Source organism: Diaphorobacter caeni, from assembly GCF_015354245.1.
Taxonomy (GTDB): Bacteria; Pseudomonadota; Gammaproteobacteria; order Burkholderiales; family Burkholderiaceae_C; genus Diaphorobacter_A; species Diaphorobacter_A caeni.
On record NZ_JADKYZ010000007.1, the window covers coordinates 99,150 to 116,221 of the forward strand.

Here is a 17,072-nt window from a genome sequence, read left to right on the forward strand (position 1 = left end):
CACGTTGTGAACAGCACGGTCATCCATTTGCGCGGCATCTCGTCGATGGCCACGCGCCATGTGCTGGCTGAGCTTTCACAAACCTGCCCAGTTGCCGGAATTTCCCTGCAGTTCGAATCGGTGGGGGGCGTCGATGCAACGCGACGTCTTGCTGCAGGGGAGTCTTTTGATCTGGTGGTACTGGACGCGAATGCGCTCGCCGCTCTGGCGCAGTCGGGCCATGTACTGCCGGATTCTTTGATGGAGCTTGCCGTGTCCACCACGGCCGTGGCGGTGCGCGCCGATGCCGCGTTGCCCGATGTTTCCACGTCCAAGGCGTTGCGTGCGGCCGTGCTGGCTGCGCAAGGCATTGGATTTTCAAGCGGCCCGAGCGGCACCGCGTTGATGCATTTGTTCGAGCGCTGGGGCATCGCACCGCTGCTGGCGGATCGGCTCCTGAAGGCCCCTGCTGGCGTGCCCGTGGGCAAGCTTCTGGCCGATGGCGCGGTGGACCTAGGCTTTCAGCAACTGAGCGAACTGCTCGGCATCGAGGGCATCGCGATTCTGGGCGCCATGCCGTCGGATTGCGAGATCATCACCGTTTTTTCGGGCGCGGTCGGTGCGTCCTGCGAGCATGTGGATGCGGCGTGGAAGGCGCTCGCGTTTCTTGCAAGCTCGCCCGAGGCGCAGGCCGTGAAGCGGCGTCACGGCATGGCCTGAGAGTCCTTCAAGCGCTCAATGCGCGGGCGTGCCGCGCGGTGTCTGCGCAAGGCGCACGAGCACCAGCAGCGTGTTGTTGACCGGCGTGGCGATGCCCAGCGCCTGGCCGCGCGCCACCACATAGCCGTTCAGATGATCGATTTCGGTCTGCTTGTCGCGCGCCAGATCCTGGGCAGTGGACGAGAGCTGGCCCGGCATGGTCTGCGGCAGACCGTGCACCATGTCCAGCATGTTCTCCGGCAGCTGCACGCCGTCGGCCTTGGCCACCGCCATGCATTCGGCGACGATTTCGTCGATCAGCGGATTGACGCCGGAGGTCTTCTGTTCGACCAGCCAGCCGTAGGGCATCTGCGTGAGCGCCGACAGCGCGTTGTAGGCACAGTTGATGATGAGCTTGGACCAGAGCGCGCCGCGCACGTTGTCCGATATCTGCGTGGGAATGCCGGCTTCGGGAAACTGCAGTGCCAGCTGATCGCTGAGCGGCGAGGGCGCGATGACGAGCTCGCCGCGACCATAGTGGCGCACATGGCCCGGGCCAGGCATGGCGGTGGCCACGTAGACCACGGCGGCGGCGACGGGGTTCTGCTCGCCGAGCACCGAGCGCGCACGTTCGTCGTTGTCCACGCCGTTCTGCAGCGTGAGCACCAGCGCGCCGGACGAGAGATGGGGCTGCAGCTGCCGGGCGGCGGCCTCGGTGTCGGTCGACTTCACGCACAGCAGCACCACGTCCGCACCCTGCACGGCACCTACGTCGGTGCTTGCGGTCATCGGCACGTGGACATCTTCGGTGGCAGTCTGAAAACGCAGACCGCGCTTGAGCACCGCCTCCACATGCGACTGTCTGCCGATCAGCGTCACATGGTGGCCGGCCCGTGCGAGCATCGCACCGAAATAGCAGCCCACCGCGCCCGCGCCCATGACGGCGATGGACAGGCGCGGAGCGTGGGTCGATGCGGAGTTGGGGGAGCTTGGAATGTGCACGATCGGGGCCTGTCGTTCTGAGTGTTCGGGATGGATCAGGACCGACTATAGCGCCGTGCCGCCGGCCGCTGTCAGACCTTGAGTTTCAACAGGTAGTTCATCACCTGCGCCGTGGTGTTCTCCATGTCCAGAAACTCGCTGAAATCCTTGCCGCTCTGCCACGATGGGTCCCAGCGGTTGGTCTGCAGGCTGCGCTTCCAGTTCTCGCGCGCGGCGGCGTATTCGATGGCGGCCAGCATCTGGCGGCTGCGCTCTTCGGAGACCTCCTTGCCCGTGAACACCGCGCGCCAGTTCGCCATGGAGGCATCCACGCCCATGTCCTTGAACGAAGGCAGGCCGTAGATGCGCTTGCGCGCCGATACGCCGAGTGCGTGCAGGCGGCCTGACGAAAGACCTTCGCTCATTTCGCTGAATCCGGAAATCGCCACCTGAGACTGACCGTTGAGGACCGATTCGACCACATCGCTGCCGCCCGGAAAGGGCTTGTACTGCAGTTGATCGGGCGCTACCTTGGCCGCGCGAGCGAGCATGCCCGCGAACATGTGATCCACCCCACCGGCGGAGCCGCCCGCCACAGTGAGAGACTTTATGTCGCTGTGCATCGCCTGCATCAGTCCCTTGGCGTCGCGGATCGGTGAATCGGCCGCCACCGCGACCACCAGATAGTCGCTCGTCAGCCGGGCCAGTGGACGGATCTGCCGCAGGTCCACGGGAGGCTTCTGCAGAGCGATCGCACCCACCATCACCATGCCGCCGATCAGCAGCGCGTTGGGCGCCGCCGCGTATTGCTCGGCATAGCGCGCCAGTCCGATGGTGCCTCCCTTGCCGCCGATGTTCTCATAGCTCACCTGTCCCACCACGCCGCTGTCCACGAGCGCCGCGCCGAGCGCTCGTCCCGTCTGATCCCATCCGCCGCCGGGATTCGCGGGAATCACGATGTGCAGTTTCTCGCCGAGGCGTGGGCCGGGGTTGGCCTCGGCCCAACGCAGCGGCGACAGCCCGGCGCAGGCAAGCGCGGCACCGCCGAGAAGCCAGCGGCGGCGATCCATGGAGGAGAGGAGTGCTCCAGAGGTGGCCGTGGAAAGGAGTGATTGCCGTGTCGTGCGCATGTTGAGCTCCTGTTGTTTGCTGAAATCATGCGAAACGAAGCTGTCATTCAGCCGTCATCGAACGGCCATCCCATCGGTGTTTGCGCTAGGTTGACATGCGAGAGGGGTGGAGAGATGGGATGGGTTCGTCGCGGGCGTGTGTTGGCGGTCGCGCGCGATCAAATTACGCGCGCAGCAAAAAGCCCCGCATGCTTTCACATGCGGGGCTTTGGTTTTCAGCTTGCGCTCGTTGCGGATTACAGCGAGTCGATGAAGCTGCGCAGCTTGTCGGAGCGGCTGGGGTGCTTGAGCTTGCGCAGCGCCTTGGCTTCGATCTGACGGATCCGCTCGCGCGTCACGTCGAACTGCTTGCCCACTTCTTCCAGCGTGTGGTCGGTGGACATTTCAATGCCGAAGCGCATGCGCAGCACTTTGGCTTCGCGCGGGGTGAGGCCGTCGAGGATGTCCTTGACCACATCGCGCAGGCCGGCTTGCATCGCTGCATCGACAGGCGCGGTGTTGTTGCTGTCCTCGATGAAATCGCCCAGATGGCTGTCGTCGTCGTCGCCGATGGGGGTTTCCATCGAGATCGGCTCCTTGGCGATCTTCATGATCTTGCGGATCTTGTCCTCGGGGATCTCCATCTTGGCGGCCAGAATCGACGCATCGGGCTCGAAGCCGAACTCCTGCAAGTGCTGGCGCGAGATGCGGTTCATCTTGTTGATGGTTTCGATCATGTGCACCGGGATGCGGATCGTACGGGCCTGGTCAGCGATGGAGCGCGTGATGGCCTGACGAATCCACCAAGTGGCATAGGTCGAGAACTTGTAGCCGCGACGGTATTCGAACTTGTCCACCGCCTTCATCAGGCCGATGTTGCCTTCCTGAATCAGGTCGAGGAACTGCAGACCGCGGTTCGTGTACTTCTTGGCGATCGAGATCACGAGACGCAGGTTGGCCTCGATCATTTCCTTCTTGGCATCGCGCGAAGCGGATTCACCCGCGTTCATGCGCTTGTTGATGTCCTTGAGCTCGGTGAGCGGCACGACCACGCGCGACTGCAGGTCCATCAGGCGCTGCTGGAGTTCCTGCACGGGCGGGATGTTGCGCGAGAGGATGTTGCTCCATGGCTTGCCGGCGGCGGCCTGCTTTTCGACCCACTGCAGGTTCAGCAGATTGGGCGGGAAGTCCTTGATGAAGGTTTCCTGAGGCATGCCGCACTTGTCCACGATGATGCGGCGCAGCTCGCGCTCCTTCTTGCGCACGTCGTCCACCTGGGCGCGCAGCATGTCGCACAGCTTCTCGATGGTCTTGGCGGTGAAGCGGATCGTCATGAGCTCAGCCGAGATGTCGTGCTGGATCTTCATGTACACGGCGCCGCCGTAGCCGTCCTTGTCGTAGACCTTGTGCATCTTCTCGAAGTGACCGCGCAACGTGTCGAAGCGGCTCAGCGCTTCGTTCTTGAGCTCTTCGAGCTTCTTGGTCAGCGCCTTGGAGCCGCCCTTGCCGTCGTCGTCGTCGTCTTCATCGAATTCGTCGAAGTCTTCTTCGGCCACGTAGTCGTCGGCTTCGTTGGGGTTGGAGAAGCCGTCGACGATGGTCGAGATCACGACCTTGCCTTCACGGATTTCTTCGCCCATCGAGAGGATTTCGGCGATGGTGGCGGGCGATGCGGAGATCGCCTCCATCATGTCCTGCAGGCCGCCTTCGATGCGCTTGGCGATTTCGATTTCGCCTTCGCGGGTCAGCAGTTCGACCGTGCCCATTTCGCGCATGTACATGCGCACCGGGTCGGTCGTGCGGCCGAATTCGGAGTCCACCGTCGACAGAGCCGCTTCGGCTTCTTCTTCGGCTTCTTCGACCGTCGTGGCGGTCGGCGTGACGTTGTTCTGGAACAGGGTTTCCGCATCGGGAGTCTGCTCGTACACGGCCACGCCCATGTCGTTCAACATGGTGACCACGACTTCCATCGTTTCGGCATCGACCAGCTTGTCGGGCAAGTGGTCGGAGATTTCGACTTGCGTGAGGTAGCCGCGCGTCTTGCCCAGCGTGATCAGCTTCTTGAGCTGCGAGCGGCGCTTGGCCATGTCTTCTTCGGACAGGACGGTTTCGTCCAGGCCGAATTCCTTCATCAAGGCGCGTTCCTTGGCCTTGCTGATCTTCATGCGCAGCGGCTTGACCTTCTCGACGGTCGCGGCCTGTTCGACTTCGGCCTCGGGTTCGCCTTCGAGATCGGACTCGATGTCCGACAGGTCGGCATCGTCGTCCGAGCCTTCGTCTTCCTTGGCCTTGGGCTTGCGGCCGCGCTTGGCGGGCGCCTTGCCTTCGGCGGCGGCCTTGGCGGGACGGCCGGGGCGCTTCTTGGCGGTGGTTTCGTCGTCACCCGCGTCGTCAGCGGCGGCGCCGCGAGCAGGCTTCTTCTTCAATTCATCAGTGGTTTCTGCAGAGGCTACGGATTTCTTGGCAGGCACGGTCTTGACTTCTTCTTTCTTGGTTGCCTTGGCGGGCTTGGCCGCGACCTTCTTTGCAGGCGCGGCTTTGGCGGGGGCCTTGGCAACGGATTTCACAGCAGCTTTGGCAACGGACGTAACGGGCTTTACGGGCGTCGTGGTCTTGGCAACGGTCTTCGCAGCCGTGCTTTTGGCTGGAGCGGTCTTGGCTGGCTTCGCGGACTTTTGAGCGGGCATGCATTACCTCAGGTTCAAAAACGGACTCACAAAGAAAACTCAAGCGCCATCCATCCCGGCGCGGGCTAGCAGGCGAAGGACGTTTCCGTTGCCTTCGCAGGTGAGGATCAAATCCTCTGCAGCAAGATGTCTGGGCGAACATTTGGAGTGCAGTCCTTGCGGTGGGGTAGGCTGTTGTGCGTGTTTGTCACGGTCGCCTGATCCGGAGGTGCTGCTGTCGCTCTTGCCAACAAGCCTTAAATTATACCTTTTACAGGCAAATCAAGTGCTTGACAGCTTGGGGTTTTCCAGTGCCACGCGGCGAATTTGTAATTGTTTGTATTTTTCAAGCGCCGCAGGATCGCGTGCCGCCTGTTGGATCAGCTCGTTTTCCTGCCGTCTGAGCTGGTCGATCAGCAGCCGGTTGACGATGCCGCGCAATTCTTCGCGCAGCTCGGTCATGTCTCCCTCCGTCTGGGCGTGGGAGCCGCTCATGAGCTTGCGGATCTTGGCCTCGTGCTCGTGGCCGGCAAGCGACTCCTGCAGCACGGCCCAGGCGACGGGGCCATGCTCGTGCAACTGGCCTTCGAGCCAGACGAAGATCGGCCCGTGCGGCGCGGGCAGGTCGCAGAGCGTGGTGTGGTCTTCGTGCGACAGTTCTTCGAGGAATTCCATGTGCGAGAGCACCAGCCGCACCGCGTGGTCCTCGCGCTTGGCGACGGCGTCGCGCGGCAGCGGTGGTTGAGGTGGCAGATCCGCGTCTTTGCCCCAGCGCTTCTTCCAGGGGCCCTTGCCGTTGCCGGGTGTCCAGGGTTTTTTCTGAAACTGTGGCGCGGTCGATGGATAGCCGCCTTGGGAGGGGTAGCCATCGGGCGGCGCGAATGAGGGCTCGCCGTCGCGCTCCCAAGGGGCGAGATCGGCTGGAATGTCCCAGGGCATGCCGTCGTCCGGTGCACCCATGCCGCCGGACGAAGGCGCACGCGGCCCGGAGCGGCCCGGCTGCGCTGGCGGTTGTGCCTGAGACCAGAGCTGGCCGAGTTCGCCCGCCGGAAGCTGGCCCAGTTCGCCGAACTCGCCCAGCAGTTGGCGCTTGAGCGCGCCGTCGGGCAACAGGCCCCAGAGCGGGCGGGCGTTGGCCAGCATGCGGGCGCGGCCCTCGGCGGTGCCGAGATCACAGCCTTCACCGGAGGCCTCGACCAGAAAGCGGCTCAGCGGCGTGGCGTCACCCACATGGCGCGCGAAGGCGTCGGTGCCGTACTCGCGCACGAAGCTGTCGGGATCGTGCTCGCTGGGCAGAAACAGAAACTTCACGCTGCGCGTGTCGCTCGCGTAGGGCAGGGCGCCATCAAGCGCCTTGCGCGCAGCGCGCCGCCCGGCCGCGTCGCCGTCGAAACTGAACACCACCGTGTCGGTGAAGCGAAAGAGCTTGTGCACATGATCGGGCGTGCAGGCCGTGCCCAGCGTCGCCACCGCGTTGGGAAAGCCGAGCTGCGCCAACGCCACCACGTCCATGTAGCCCTCGGTGACCAGCGCGTAGCCCGACTCCCGGATCGCGGCGCGTGCCTCGAACAGTCCGTAGAGCTCGCGTCCCTTGTGGAAGACCTCGGTCTCGGGCGAGTTCAGATACTTGGGCTTGTCGTCGCCGAGCACCCGGCCGCCGAAGCCGATGCACTCGCCCTTGACATTGCGGATCGGGAACATCACCCGGTCGCGGAAGCGGTCGTAGCGCTTGTCGTCCTCTTCGCTGACGATCACGAGGCCGCTCTCTTCGAGCAGCGGATCATCGTAGCTCGGGAAGACGCTCGCCAGATTGCGCCATCCCTCCGGCGCGTAACCGAGGCCGTACTTCTTGGCGATGGTGCCCGAGACGCCCCGTCCCTTGAAATACGCGATGGCCCGAGGGGATTCGCGCAATTGCCTGCGCCACGACTCCCCCGCTTTTTCAAGCACGTCGTTGAGCGTCGCCTGCTTCTTGCGCTGGGCGACCGCGCGTTCGCGGTCCTGCGGAGACGTATTGTCGTCATCCGGCACCTGCATGCCCGCCTTCTGGGCCAGGTCCTGCACCGCATCGCGAAAACCAAGGCCCGCGTGGTCCATCAGAAAACCAATGGCATTGCCGTTCTTGCCGCAGCCGAAGCAGTGATAGAACTGCTTGGACGGACTCACGCTGAACGACGGCGACTTCTCACCATGGAACGGGCACAGCCCCATGTAGTTCGCGCCCGCCTTCTTGAGCTGCACGTAGTGGCCCACGACATCGACAACGTCGGTGCGCGCGAGGAGATCCTGGATGAATGTTTGCGGAATGGACACGGGGGTATTTTGACCGATGCCGCCTCAGGTTTCGGGCATGTGGTTTTCACTCAGTTTGGCGTCAGCCCGCTTTGGTCTAATGTCCGGCAGCCAAATGGGGCTGGCGACAATCATTTGCGCAGCCTTTGAATACAGGAGATATCGATCGTGTCCACGAGCATTTACGACCAGAACTTGTCCCAGAACGAAGCCAATCACGCAGCGCTCACGCCGTTGTCCTTCATCGAGCGCACGGCCGAGGTCTATCCGGATCGTCTGGCCATCATCTACGGTGATCTGCGTCGCACCTGGGCTCAAACCTATGCGCGCTGCCGGCAGTTGGCCAGCAGCCTGCAGAGGGCTGGTGTGGGCAAGAACGACACCGTGGCTGTGATGCTGCCGAACACGCCGCCAATGGTGGAGGCGCACTTCGGTGTGCCGATGTCGGGTGCGGTGCTCAACACGCTGAACACCCGGCTGGATCCCGAGACCATCGCCTTCATGCTCGACCATGGCGAGGCCAAGGTGCTGATTGTCGATCCGGAGTTCTCCGTGCTCGTGGCCAAGGCACTGCCGCTGCGCAAGCTCTCCACGCCACTGCTCGTGATCGAAGTGGAAGACGCGAGCTACGGCGCGCCCGCGCAGTCGGTGGGCTCACAGACCTATGACGCCTTCGTCGCGGCCGGTGATCCCGCATTCGAGTGGAAGATGCCCGGCGACGAGTGGGATGCCATCGCGCTCAATTACACCAGCGGCACCACGGGCAACCCCAAGGGCGTGGTCTATCACCATCGCGGCGCGACGATTAACGCGATCAGCAACGTGCTCGAATGGGACATGCCCAAGCATGCGGTCTATCTGTGGACGCTGCCGATGTTCCACTGCAACGGCTGGTGCTTTCCATGGACGGTGGCGGCACGTGCCGCTGTCAACGTCTGCCTGCGCCGCGTGGAAGCGCAGGCGATCTTCGACGCGATCCGCAACCACGGCGTCACCCACTACTGCGGTGCGCCCATCGTGCACGGCCTGCTGGTGAACGCGCCGGCGGCGATGAAGGAGGGCGTGCCCGCGGGCGTGAAGGCCATGGTCGCGGGCGCTGCGCCACCGGCCGCGATGATCGAGGGCATGGAGGCCATGGGCTTCGACATCACCCACGTCTACGGTCTCACCGAGGTCTACGGCCCCGCGACGGTCTGTGCCAAGCACGAGGCGTGGAATGCGCTCGACATCGGTGAACGCGCGCGCCTCAACGCGCGCCAGGGCGTGCGCTATCACCTGCAGCGCTCGGCCGCCGTGCTCGATCCCGAAACGATGGAGCCCGTGCCCCATGACGGCGAGACCATGGGCGAGATCATGTTCCAGGGCAACATCGCCATGAAGGGCTACTTGAAGAACCCGAAGGCCACCGAGGAGGCCTTCCGTGGCGGCTGGTTCCACTCGGGTGACCTGGCCGTGCAGTATCCCGATGGCTACATCAAGATCAAGGACCGCAGCAAGGACATCATCATCTCGGGCGGCGAGAACATCTCGTCCATCGAGGTCGAGGACGTGCTGTATCGCCACCCCGACGTCCTCGCCGCCGCCGTGGTCGCCAAGCCTGATCCCAAGTGGGGTGAGACGCCGTGCGCCTTCATCGAACTGAAGGCGGGCGCGGCAACCACTGTGGAAGACATCGTCGCGCACTGCAAGAAGCATCTGGCGGGCTACAAGGTGCCCCGCGCGGTGGTCTTTGGCGACCTTCCCAAGACCAGCACCGGCAAGATCCAGAAGTTCGAACTGCGCAAGCAGGCGGGGTCGGCTTCCGCGATTGACGGTTGAACTTGCGCTGGGCCATTTCGGGTGCGCTTCCCGAAATGGCTCCGCATGGAGTGCGCGTGAAGGATGCATTCCATTTCACGTCGCACTCGAATGTCTCGGCTGCGTCGCGGCCACGATTGGCATCGATGTCCGCATGCCGCCCGGCTGAACGTGGGCTGCGGCAGCGGTTGATCCATGCTCGTTTTCCTTCGCATCGTCGCAGTGCCATCGCCAGCATGGATGCCGATGTTGATACGCACTGGCGGAGTCGTCAGCCGTGCTCAGAATCTCTCATGCAACAACGGCCGCCGGGCACGTTCTTCTTTGCATGATGGCCGCTCGAGGCTGGTCCAAGGGATATCTTCAAAGCTATTTCTCTGACTCATGGCTGCGTCTTGGCAGTCCTTTGATTCAAGTGCTTTCTGCACAGTGCCGCGCCGGCGTAGTGAAATCCCTAGCTTTCATGCGTTGACTTTCATCATCCGTTTTCACACACTATACCAAACGAACGTTTGCTTTTTATATGAACACCAAACGAACCACCAACCGCTCGCCCCGTTCGGACAATCGGCTGCCTGAATTGCTGGACGCCGCAGCCCGCGCCTTTGGAAGTCGCGGCTACGCGGCGACGTCCATGCGGGAGATCGCGGTGGAGACCAACATGCTTCCGGGATCGCTGTACTACCACTTCCCGTCCAAGGAGGCCTTGCTTGTTGCTGTGTACAGCGAGGGCGTGAAGGAGTTGGAGATCGCGACGGCGGCGGCCATCGCGAAGGAGCGCGATCCCTGGGATCGGCTCGAGGCGCTGTGCCGGGCACATCTGGAGACGGTGCTCAGTGACAGCAACTACGCCAACGTTCTGATCCGCGTGCTGCCCGATGACATCCCCGAGGCTGCAGAGCGGCTGCGCGAGGTGCGGGAGTCCTACGAAAAAACGTTTCGCGATGCGGTCGATGAATTGCCGCTCGTGCCACGCGCCGACCGCCGCGCGTTGCGATTGATGTTGATTGGTGCCCTCAACTGGACGGCGCTGTGGTTCAACCCCCAGGGACGCGACTCCCCACGCGCACTGGCAAGGAAATTTGTGGGGCTGATCAAGGAGACACAAGATGGCAGTTCGTCCGCCTAGGGTGATTGTCACGAAGATCGGGTTTGACGGGCATGACCGGGGCAGCCGCGTCATCTCCGCCACCCTTCGCGACGCAGGCATGGAGGTGATCTACACACCACCGTGGCAAGAGATAGCTACCGTGGTCAAGCTGGCGACCGAAGAGGACGCCGACGTGATCGGCATCTCGTCGCTCGCGACCGATCACCTCATTGTTCCGCAGCTCATGACGGCGCTGAAGAACGCGGGCCTGTCCGATGTTCAGGTCATCGTTGGCGGCATCGTTCCGACCAAGGACGAGGCCATGTTGATGGAGGCGGGCGTGGCGCGGGTGTTTCATCCGGGTGCCGCACTCGACGATGTTGTCACTGACGTCATTGCGCTCACCGCCAAGCGTCGTCAACTGCAGGGAGAATCGGCATGAGCGCGGACGTACTGAACATCAAGCAGGCAGCGGCACCCGAGGGGTTGCGCAAATGGGAGCGTGAATTCGCTCAGGGCGTGAAAGGCGATGCCGTCACGCACAACCGCTCCGGTGTGTCGATCAAACCGCTGTACACGCAGCAGGACTGGTCCGGAGAACGTCAGGACGATGCGCTCGGCTATCCGGGGCAGTTTCCGTACACGCGCGGCATCTACGCCACGATGTACCGCGGACGCAGTTGGTCGCAGCGCCAGCTGATCGGCCTCGGCGTGCCGGAAGACTACAACAGCCGCGTCAAGGAAATCCTGGATCTGGGTGCTTCCGCGCTGTCGCTGATCCCTTGCAACTCCGTGTTCCGGGGCTACGACGCTGACGAAGTGCCGCACGAATTGCTCGGGACCTGCGGAACCGTGATCAATCACGTCAAGGACATGGAAACGGCGCTCGACGGTGTTCCTATCGATCATTTGTCCACCGCCATGAACGACCCGTCTCCGTTCACGCTGCTGGCTTTTGAGCTGGCGGTGGCCAAGCGCCGCGGCATTCCGTGGACCAGCATCACGGGCACCTCGAACCAGAGCGACTGCATCTCGCATTTCGTCGCGAACCACATGTTCTTCCGGCTCGCTCTGCAGGGTGCGCGCCGGGTGGTGATCGATCACATCAAGTTCTGCAACACCCAGGTGCCCAACTGGAATCCGCTGTCCATCGTTGGTCAGCACATGCAGCAGGCGGGAGCCACTCCGGCCGAAGCCATGGCGTTCACGCTCGCGTCGGGCATCCAGTATGCGGAAGACTGCATCGCTGCAGGCATGGACCCTGACCAGTTCCTGCCGCGCTTCACCTTTTTCTTCGACATCTCCGTGAGCCTGTTCGAGGAAGTGGCCAAGTTCCGTGCGGGCCGACGCGTATGGGCGCGCTTGTGTCGCGAGCGCTTCGGCGCCAAGGACCCACGCTCGTGGCGCTTCAAGTTCCACGGCCAGACCTCGGGTGTCGACCTCACGCGCCAGCAGCCGCTCAACAACATCGCCCGCGTCACCACGCAGGCCATGGCGGGCATTCTGGGCGGGCTGCAGTCTCTGCACACCGACGGCTACGACGAGGTGTTCTCCACGCCGACGACCGAGGCGGCCCGCATCGCGGTGGCCACACAGAACATTCTTCGTGAAGAGGCGCATCTGACCGATGTGATCGATCCGCTGGGTGGCTCCTACTACGTCGAGTCGCTCACCGACGATATGGAGCAGAAGATTCTCTCGATCATCGCCATGATCGACGAGGCGGGCGGCATGTACAACGCGGTGGAAAAGGGCATCGTCCAGCAGATGATCGGCGACTCGGCCCTTGCCTTCCAGAAGAAGGTGGATTCGGGCGAGCAGACGGTGGTCGGCGTCAATGCGTACCAGACCGAGGAAGACCCCGCCTCCTATCCCACGCTTGAATACCCTCAGCCCGAGCGCATGCAGGGTTACCTCAAGCAATTGGCGGAGTTCAAGAAGACGCGGTCCAACGACGATGTGGAGCGTGCATTGAAGGAACTGGCGCGCTCGACCGAGACACGCAAGACCAATGTCTTCGAGCATGTCGTCAAGGCGGCGGAGGCGGGCGCGACGCACGGCGAGATCTGCGGCACGCTGCGCAAGGAACTGGGCTTCGGCCATCCTCTGACCGTGGTGTGACGACATGAATACAGCCTTCATTCAACAAGCACTGGAGGGAGATCGCCGGGCCATCGGCAGGGCGATCAGTGCGCTGGAAAGCGGCGGTGAGTCCGCGTACGCGATCCGTCACGCGATGGTTGCGAAACAGGGACGAGCCCATGTCATCGGCGTGACAGGTCCACCAGGCGGAGGCAAGTCGACGCTGGTCTCCGCGATGATCCGTTGTCTGCGCGAGCGTGGTTTGACGGTGGCCGTTGCTGCGGTGGACCCTTCAAGTCCGTTCACGGGCGGAGCGGTGCTGGGTGACCGCATCCGCATGGGTGAGCGCCAGTCGGACGAGGGCGTATTCATCCGCTCGCTGGCATCGCGCGGCCATCTTGGCGGGCTTGCCACGGCGGCGTCCGACGTGATCGATCTGTTCGACGCCTCGGGCTTCGATGTGATCATCGTGGAAACCGTCGGAGCAGGGCAGTCCGAGGTCGAGATCACCCGCTATGCCGATACCAAGATCGTCGTCTGTCCGCCCGGGCTTGGCGACGATGTGCAGGCCATCAAGGCGGGAATTCTGGAGATTGCCGATGTCTTCGTGGTCACCAAGTCCGACCTGCCGGACTCGCGCAAGACAGAGGCGGATCTGCGCGCGATGCTTGCGCTGCGCAAGGAGAAGAATGCGCTGCCCGAGGTGCTGAAGGTCGTGGCCACGAGCGGTGATGGCGTTGATGCCCTCGTGGACGTGCTCATGCAGCGCCCGGCGCGCGGCGTGCGCCACGAGGTTGGCGGGGCGAGAGATGCGTATCGGCAGCTGTCGAAATTCATCGCCTCCGACAACGTCGCCAATCTGCTGGGCATGGAGCTGGTCGCCGCATCCAGAGGCAGCACCACGCTGCGCATGAAGGTGCAACGCAAGCACATCAACTTCAACGGCAAGTGCCACGGCGGGATGCTGTTCTCGCTGGGGGACATGGCGCTGGGTTTGGCCTGCAATTCGCAAGGACACCTTGCCACGCTGGTGGACGGACAACTGAGCATCTCCACCGCCGTGGACGAGGGGGACTGGCTGATTGCGCACGCCTACGAGGTCAGTCGGTCGCGAAAGATCGGCAGCTACCAGGTGCGGATTTCGCGGGCCTCGGACGATGCGCACATCGCGCTGATTCATGGAACCGTGTATGTGCTGGACCGGCCTCCGGTCGGCGCCAATGATGATTGAGGTGACTGAATGAGCACATCGATTCCAATCCGAACGCTTCTGCGGGGAAGGCAGCAGGTGCGCCATCTCAAGCGGCAGATGCGCATCGGCGCCTGCGAGACCGCCGCGTCCGATGCGCGCGAGATCGGGCAGAACAGCGTGGTGGCACTGCTGGAGCGCAGCATGCGCTTCGGGCACGAGCGCCTGGCGATGAAACGCCTTCAACAGGCCGTTGATCTGGGCGCGGCGCTGTCGGAGGCGCACTGGAAGTACTGCCGGGCCGTCGCCTTGCGATCTGCCGACAGGTCCCTGCAGGAGTGCTTTCTCGCATTGGCGAGCCGGCATGGCCTGCCTTTGTCCACCCCGACGCATTGAGCGATTTTCACAACCTGGAGCCGATGTGCAATCCACTTTCCCTCGGTTGATGCTGCAGCAAGCCGCCACCCGCCCGCAGGCCCCTGCCATGCGGGAGAAGGAGTACGGCATCTGGCAGACCACGACATGGTCCGAGCTTGCAGCACTGGTGCAGGAACTGGCCTGCGGTCTGCATGACGCGGGTCTGCAGCCGGGCGAGCATCTGGTGCTGCTGGGCAGCAACCGTCCGCGGCTGTATGCGGCGATGCTCGCGGCCCAGTCGATTGGTGCGATTCCTGTGCCGCTCTACCAGGACGCGGTGGCGACGGAGTGCGTTTTCCCCATCAACAATGCCGAAGTCCGCTTCTGCATCGTTGAAGATCAGGAGCAGGTGGACAAGCTGCTCGAAGTGCGCGAGCAATGTCCGCAACTCGTCAGCATCTGGTATGACGAGCCGAGGGGCCTGCGCAACTACGATGAGCCCGGCCTGTCGGCGCTTGATGCGCTGCTCGAGCGTGGGAGGCAGTTCTCGCGTCAGCATCCTGAATTCTTTCTGAATCGGGTCGAAGCGGGCAGCTCTGCCGATGTGGCGGCGATGTTCTTCACCAGCGGCACGACCGGCAATCCCAAAGGCGTCGTGCATACGCATGCATCGCTCATCGATCGTGCGCAGGCGGGAGCGAAATTCGACAACTTGAAGAACACCGAGGAAGTGCTGGCCTATCTGCCTCCCGCATGGATTGGGCAGAACATCTTCTCGTATGCGCAATGGCTGGTGGTGGGCTATGTGGTGAACTGCCCGGAGAGCGCCAGCACGGTATCGATCGATCTCAAGGAGGTCGGTCCCACCTACTATTTCGCACCACCTCGCGTGTTCGAGGGGCTGCTCACCAACGTGATGATCCGCATGGAGGACGCGGGCCCGATCATGCGCCGGATGTTCCACGCGTGCATGTCGGTCGCAAGGCGCGTGGGACCCGCGCTGCTGGACCGCAAGCCCGTCGGCTGGATCGACCGCGTCAAATACCAGATCGGCAATCTGCTCATCTATGGGCCGCTGCGCAACAACCTGGGGTTCTCGCGGGTGCGTGTCGCCTACACGGCCGGAGAGGCCATCGGACCGGACCTGTTCAGCTTTTACCGGTCCATCGGCGTGAATCTCAAGCAGCTCTACGGATCGACCGAAACGGCGGTGTTCGTCTGTTTGCATCCCGACAACGAGGCGCGATCGGACACCGTAGGCGTGCCGTGCGACGGCGTGCAGATCAAGGTCAGCGACAGCGGCGAAGTGCTGGTCAAGTCGCCGGGTCTGCTCAAGGAGTACTACAAGAACCCCAAGGCCACGGCAGAGGTGATCGCCGAAGACGGCTGGTATCGCACCAGCGACGCCGGGTTCATCGATGCGAGCGGGCATCTCAAGATCATCGACCGCGTCAAGGACGTGGGCCGGCTGCAGGGCGGCGCGTTCTCGAATGCGATGTTCGCGCCCAAGTACGTGGAAAACAAGCTCAAGTTCTATTCGTTCATCAAGGAGGCCGTGGCCTTCGGCGACGGACGTGACCGGGTGTGCGTGATGCTCAACATCGACTTCGATGCGGTGGGCAACTGGGCCGAGCGCAAGAACCTGCCCTATGCGGGATACACCGATCTGGCGGGCAAGTCGGAGGTGAGCGACTTCATCCGCGAGTGCGTGGAGAAGGTCAATGAAGACCTCTCGCGCGACACCTTGCTGGCGGGCAGCCAGGTCAGCCGCTTTCTGGTGCTGCACAAGGAGCTGGATGCCGACGACGGTGAACTCACGCGCACCAACAAGGTACGTCGCGGATTCATCGGCGAGAAATACGCAGTGCTGGTCGATGCGCTCTACAGCGCGCAGTCGGAGCAATACGTGCAGACACAGGTGAAGTACGAGGACGGGCGCACCGGACACATCAGCGCGACGCTCAAGTTGCTCGACGCCAGAACCTTCCCACCCGCGAAAGTCGAAGCAGGAGTCGCCACGGTATGAGCAAGAAGAAAATCGGCGATGTCATTCTGGACGTGCAGCACATCAGTCTGCGTTTTGGGGGCGTGAAGACGCTCACCGACATCAGCCTGAATGTGCGCCAGCACGAGGTTCGGTCCATCATCGGACCGAACGGAGCGGGCAAGAGCTCGATGCTCAACTGCATCAACGGGGTGTACACGCCGCAGGAAGGAACGATCACCTTCAAAGGCAAAACCTTCAAGCATCTGAGCAGCCGTGAAGTGGCGGAGATGGGCGTGGCGCGCACCTTCCAGAATCTAGCGCTGTTCAAGGGCATGAGCGTCATCGACAACATCATGACCGGCCGCAATCTGCGCATCAGAAGCAGTCTGCTCTCGCAGGCCTTCCGCAACCCTTTCGGCATCGGCGGGGCGCAGCGCGAGGAAGAGCGGCACCGGGCTTTCGTCGAGCACATCATCGACTTTCTGGAGATCCAGGCGCATCGCAAGACGCCTGTCGGACAGCTTCCGTACGGCCTGCAGAAGCGCGTGGACCTTGGTCGCGCACTCGCGATGGAGCCGCAGGTGCTGCTGCTGGACGAGCCGATGGCGGGCATGAATCTCGAAGAGAAGCAGGACATGTGCCGCTTCATTCTGGACGTGAACGACGAGTTCGGCACCACCATCGTGCTGATCGAACACGACATGGGCGTGGTGATGGATATCTCCGACCGCGTCGTGGTGCTCGACTACGGCAAGAAAATCGCCGACGGCACTCCGGATGAAGTGCTCCACAACGAAGAGGTGATCCGGGCTTATCTCGGCACCACGCACTGATCGCATCCGGA

General features: G+C 62.9%; 13 protein-coding genes. 9 read left to right on the forward strand and 4 right to left on the reverse strand.

Translation table 11 applies throughout. The features are described from left to right. Positions 1 to 45 precede the first annotated feature (45 nt). Positions 46 to 699, forward strand: a complete 654-nt coding sequence (locus ISG32_RS17635; protein WP_194772545.1) for a substrate-binding domain-containing protein — start codon at positions 46 to 48, stop codon at positions 697 to 699. 15 nt (positions 700 to 714) lie between these two features. Here the strand turns inward: ISG32_RS17635 and ISG32_RS17640 are convergent, their stop codons facing one another. From ISG32_RS17640 to dnaG, 4 genes are all read right to left on the reverse strand, one after another. Further along, positions 715 to 1,674 (reverse strand): ketopantoate reductase family protein, encoded by a 960-nt coding sequence (locus ISG32_RS17640; protein WP_194772546.1) that lies wholly within the window; start codon positions 1,672 to 1,674, stop codon positions 715 to 717. 77 nt (positions 1,675 to 1,751) lie between these two features. Next, on the reverse strand, positions 1,752 to 2,789 hold the full coding sequence (locus ISG32_RS17645; RefSeq protein WP_194772349.1) for a Bug family tripartite tricarboxylate transporter substrate binding protein: 1,038 nt from the start codon (positions 2,787 to 2,789) through the stop codon (positions 1,752 to 1,754). Positions 2,790 to 3,025: 236 nt separating this feature from the next. Next, positions 3,026 to 5,455 carry an RNA polymerase sigma factor RpoD gene (rpoD, locus tag ISG32_RS17650; protein WP_194772350.1) on the reverse strand — a complete coding sequence of 810 codons (2,430 nt, stop codon included), beginning with the start codon at positions 5,453 to 5,455 and terminating at the stop codon, positions 3,026 to 3,028. Positions 5,456 to 5,716: 261 nt separating this feature from the next. Next, positions 5,717 to 7,747 (reverse strand): DNA primase, encoded by a 2,031-nt coding sequence (gene dnaG, locus ISG32_RS17655; protein ID WP_194772351.1) that lies wholly within the window; start codon positions 7,745 to 7,747, stop codon positions 5,717 to 5,719. Between the two features lie 147 nt (positions 7,748 to 7,894). Between dnaG and ISG32_RS17660 the strand changes: the two genes are divergently transcribed. The 8 genes from ISG32_RS17660 to ISG32_RS17695 all read left to right on the forward strand — a co-directional run bounded on the left by ISG32_RS17660 (position 7,895) and on the right by ISG32_RS17695 (position 17,061). Next, positions 7,895 to 9,544, forward strand: a complete 1,650-nt coding sequence (locus ISG32_RS17660) for an acyl-CoA synthetase (protein ID WP_407645073.1) — start codon at positions 7,895 to 7,897, stop codon at positions 9,542 to 9,544. A 502-nt stretch (positions 9,545 to 10,046) separates the two neighbouring features. Further along, the gene (locus ISG32_RS17665) at positions 10,047 to 10,652 is read left to right on the forward strand and encodes a TetR/AcrR family transcriptional regulator (protein WP_194772352.1); all 606 of its coding nucleotides are present in this window, start codon (positions 10,047 to 10,049) and stop codon (positions 10,650 to 10,652) included. Beyond that, the gene (locus tag ISG32_RS17670) at positions 10,633 to 11,055 is read left to right on the forward strand and encodes a cobalamin B12-binding domain-containing protein (RefSeq protein ID WP_194772353.1); all 423 of its coding nucleotides are present in this window, start codon (positions 10,633 to 10,635) and stop codon (positions 11,053 to 11,055) included. Before ISG32_RS17665 ends, ISG32_RS17670 begins: the two co-directional genes overlap by 20 nt. After that, positions 11,052 to 12,734: an acyl-CoA mutase large subunit family protein gene (locus ISG32_RS17675; protein WP_194772354.1), complete on the forward strand. Its 1,683-nt coding sequence runs from the start codon at positions 11,052 to 11,054 to the stop codon at positions 12,732 to 12,734. Before ISG32_RS17670 ends, ISG32_RS17675 begins: the two co-directional genes overlap by 4 nt. A gap of 4 nt (positions 12,735 to 12,738) precedes the next feature. After that, complete coding sequence (gene meaB, locus ISG32_RS17680; RefSeq protein WP_194772355.1) at positions 12,739 to 13,926, forward strand: methylmalonyl Co-A mutase-associated GTPase MeaB; 1,188 nt, start codon at positions 12,739 to 12,741, stop codon at positions 13,924 to 13,926. Between the two features lie 9 nt (positions 13,927 to 13,935). Then, positions 13,936 to 14,280: a hypothetical protein gene (locus tag ISG32_RS17685; protein WP_194772356.1), complete on the forward strand. Its 345-nt coding sequence runs from the start codon at positions 13,936 to 13,938 to the stop codon at positions 14,278 to 14,280. Between the two features lie 25 nt (positions 14,281 to 14,305). Then, entirely contained in the window at positions 14,306 to 16,267 is a 1,962-nt protein-coding gene (locus ISG32_RS17690) for an AMP-dependent synthetase/ligase (RefSeq protein WP_194772357.1), read from the forward strand. Next, the gene (locus ISG32_RS17695) at positions 16,264 to 17,061 is read left to right on the forward strand and encodes an ABC transporter ATP-binding protein (RefSeq protein WP_194772358.1); all 798 of its coding nucleotides are present in this window, start codon (positions 16,264 to 16,266) and stop codon (positions 17,059 to 17,061) included. Before ISG32_RS17690 ends, ISG32_RS17695 begins: the two co-directional genes overlap by 4 nt. Positions 17,062 to 17,072 lie beyond the last annotated feature (11 nt).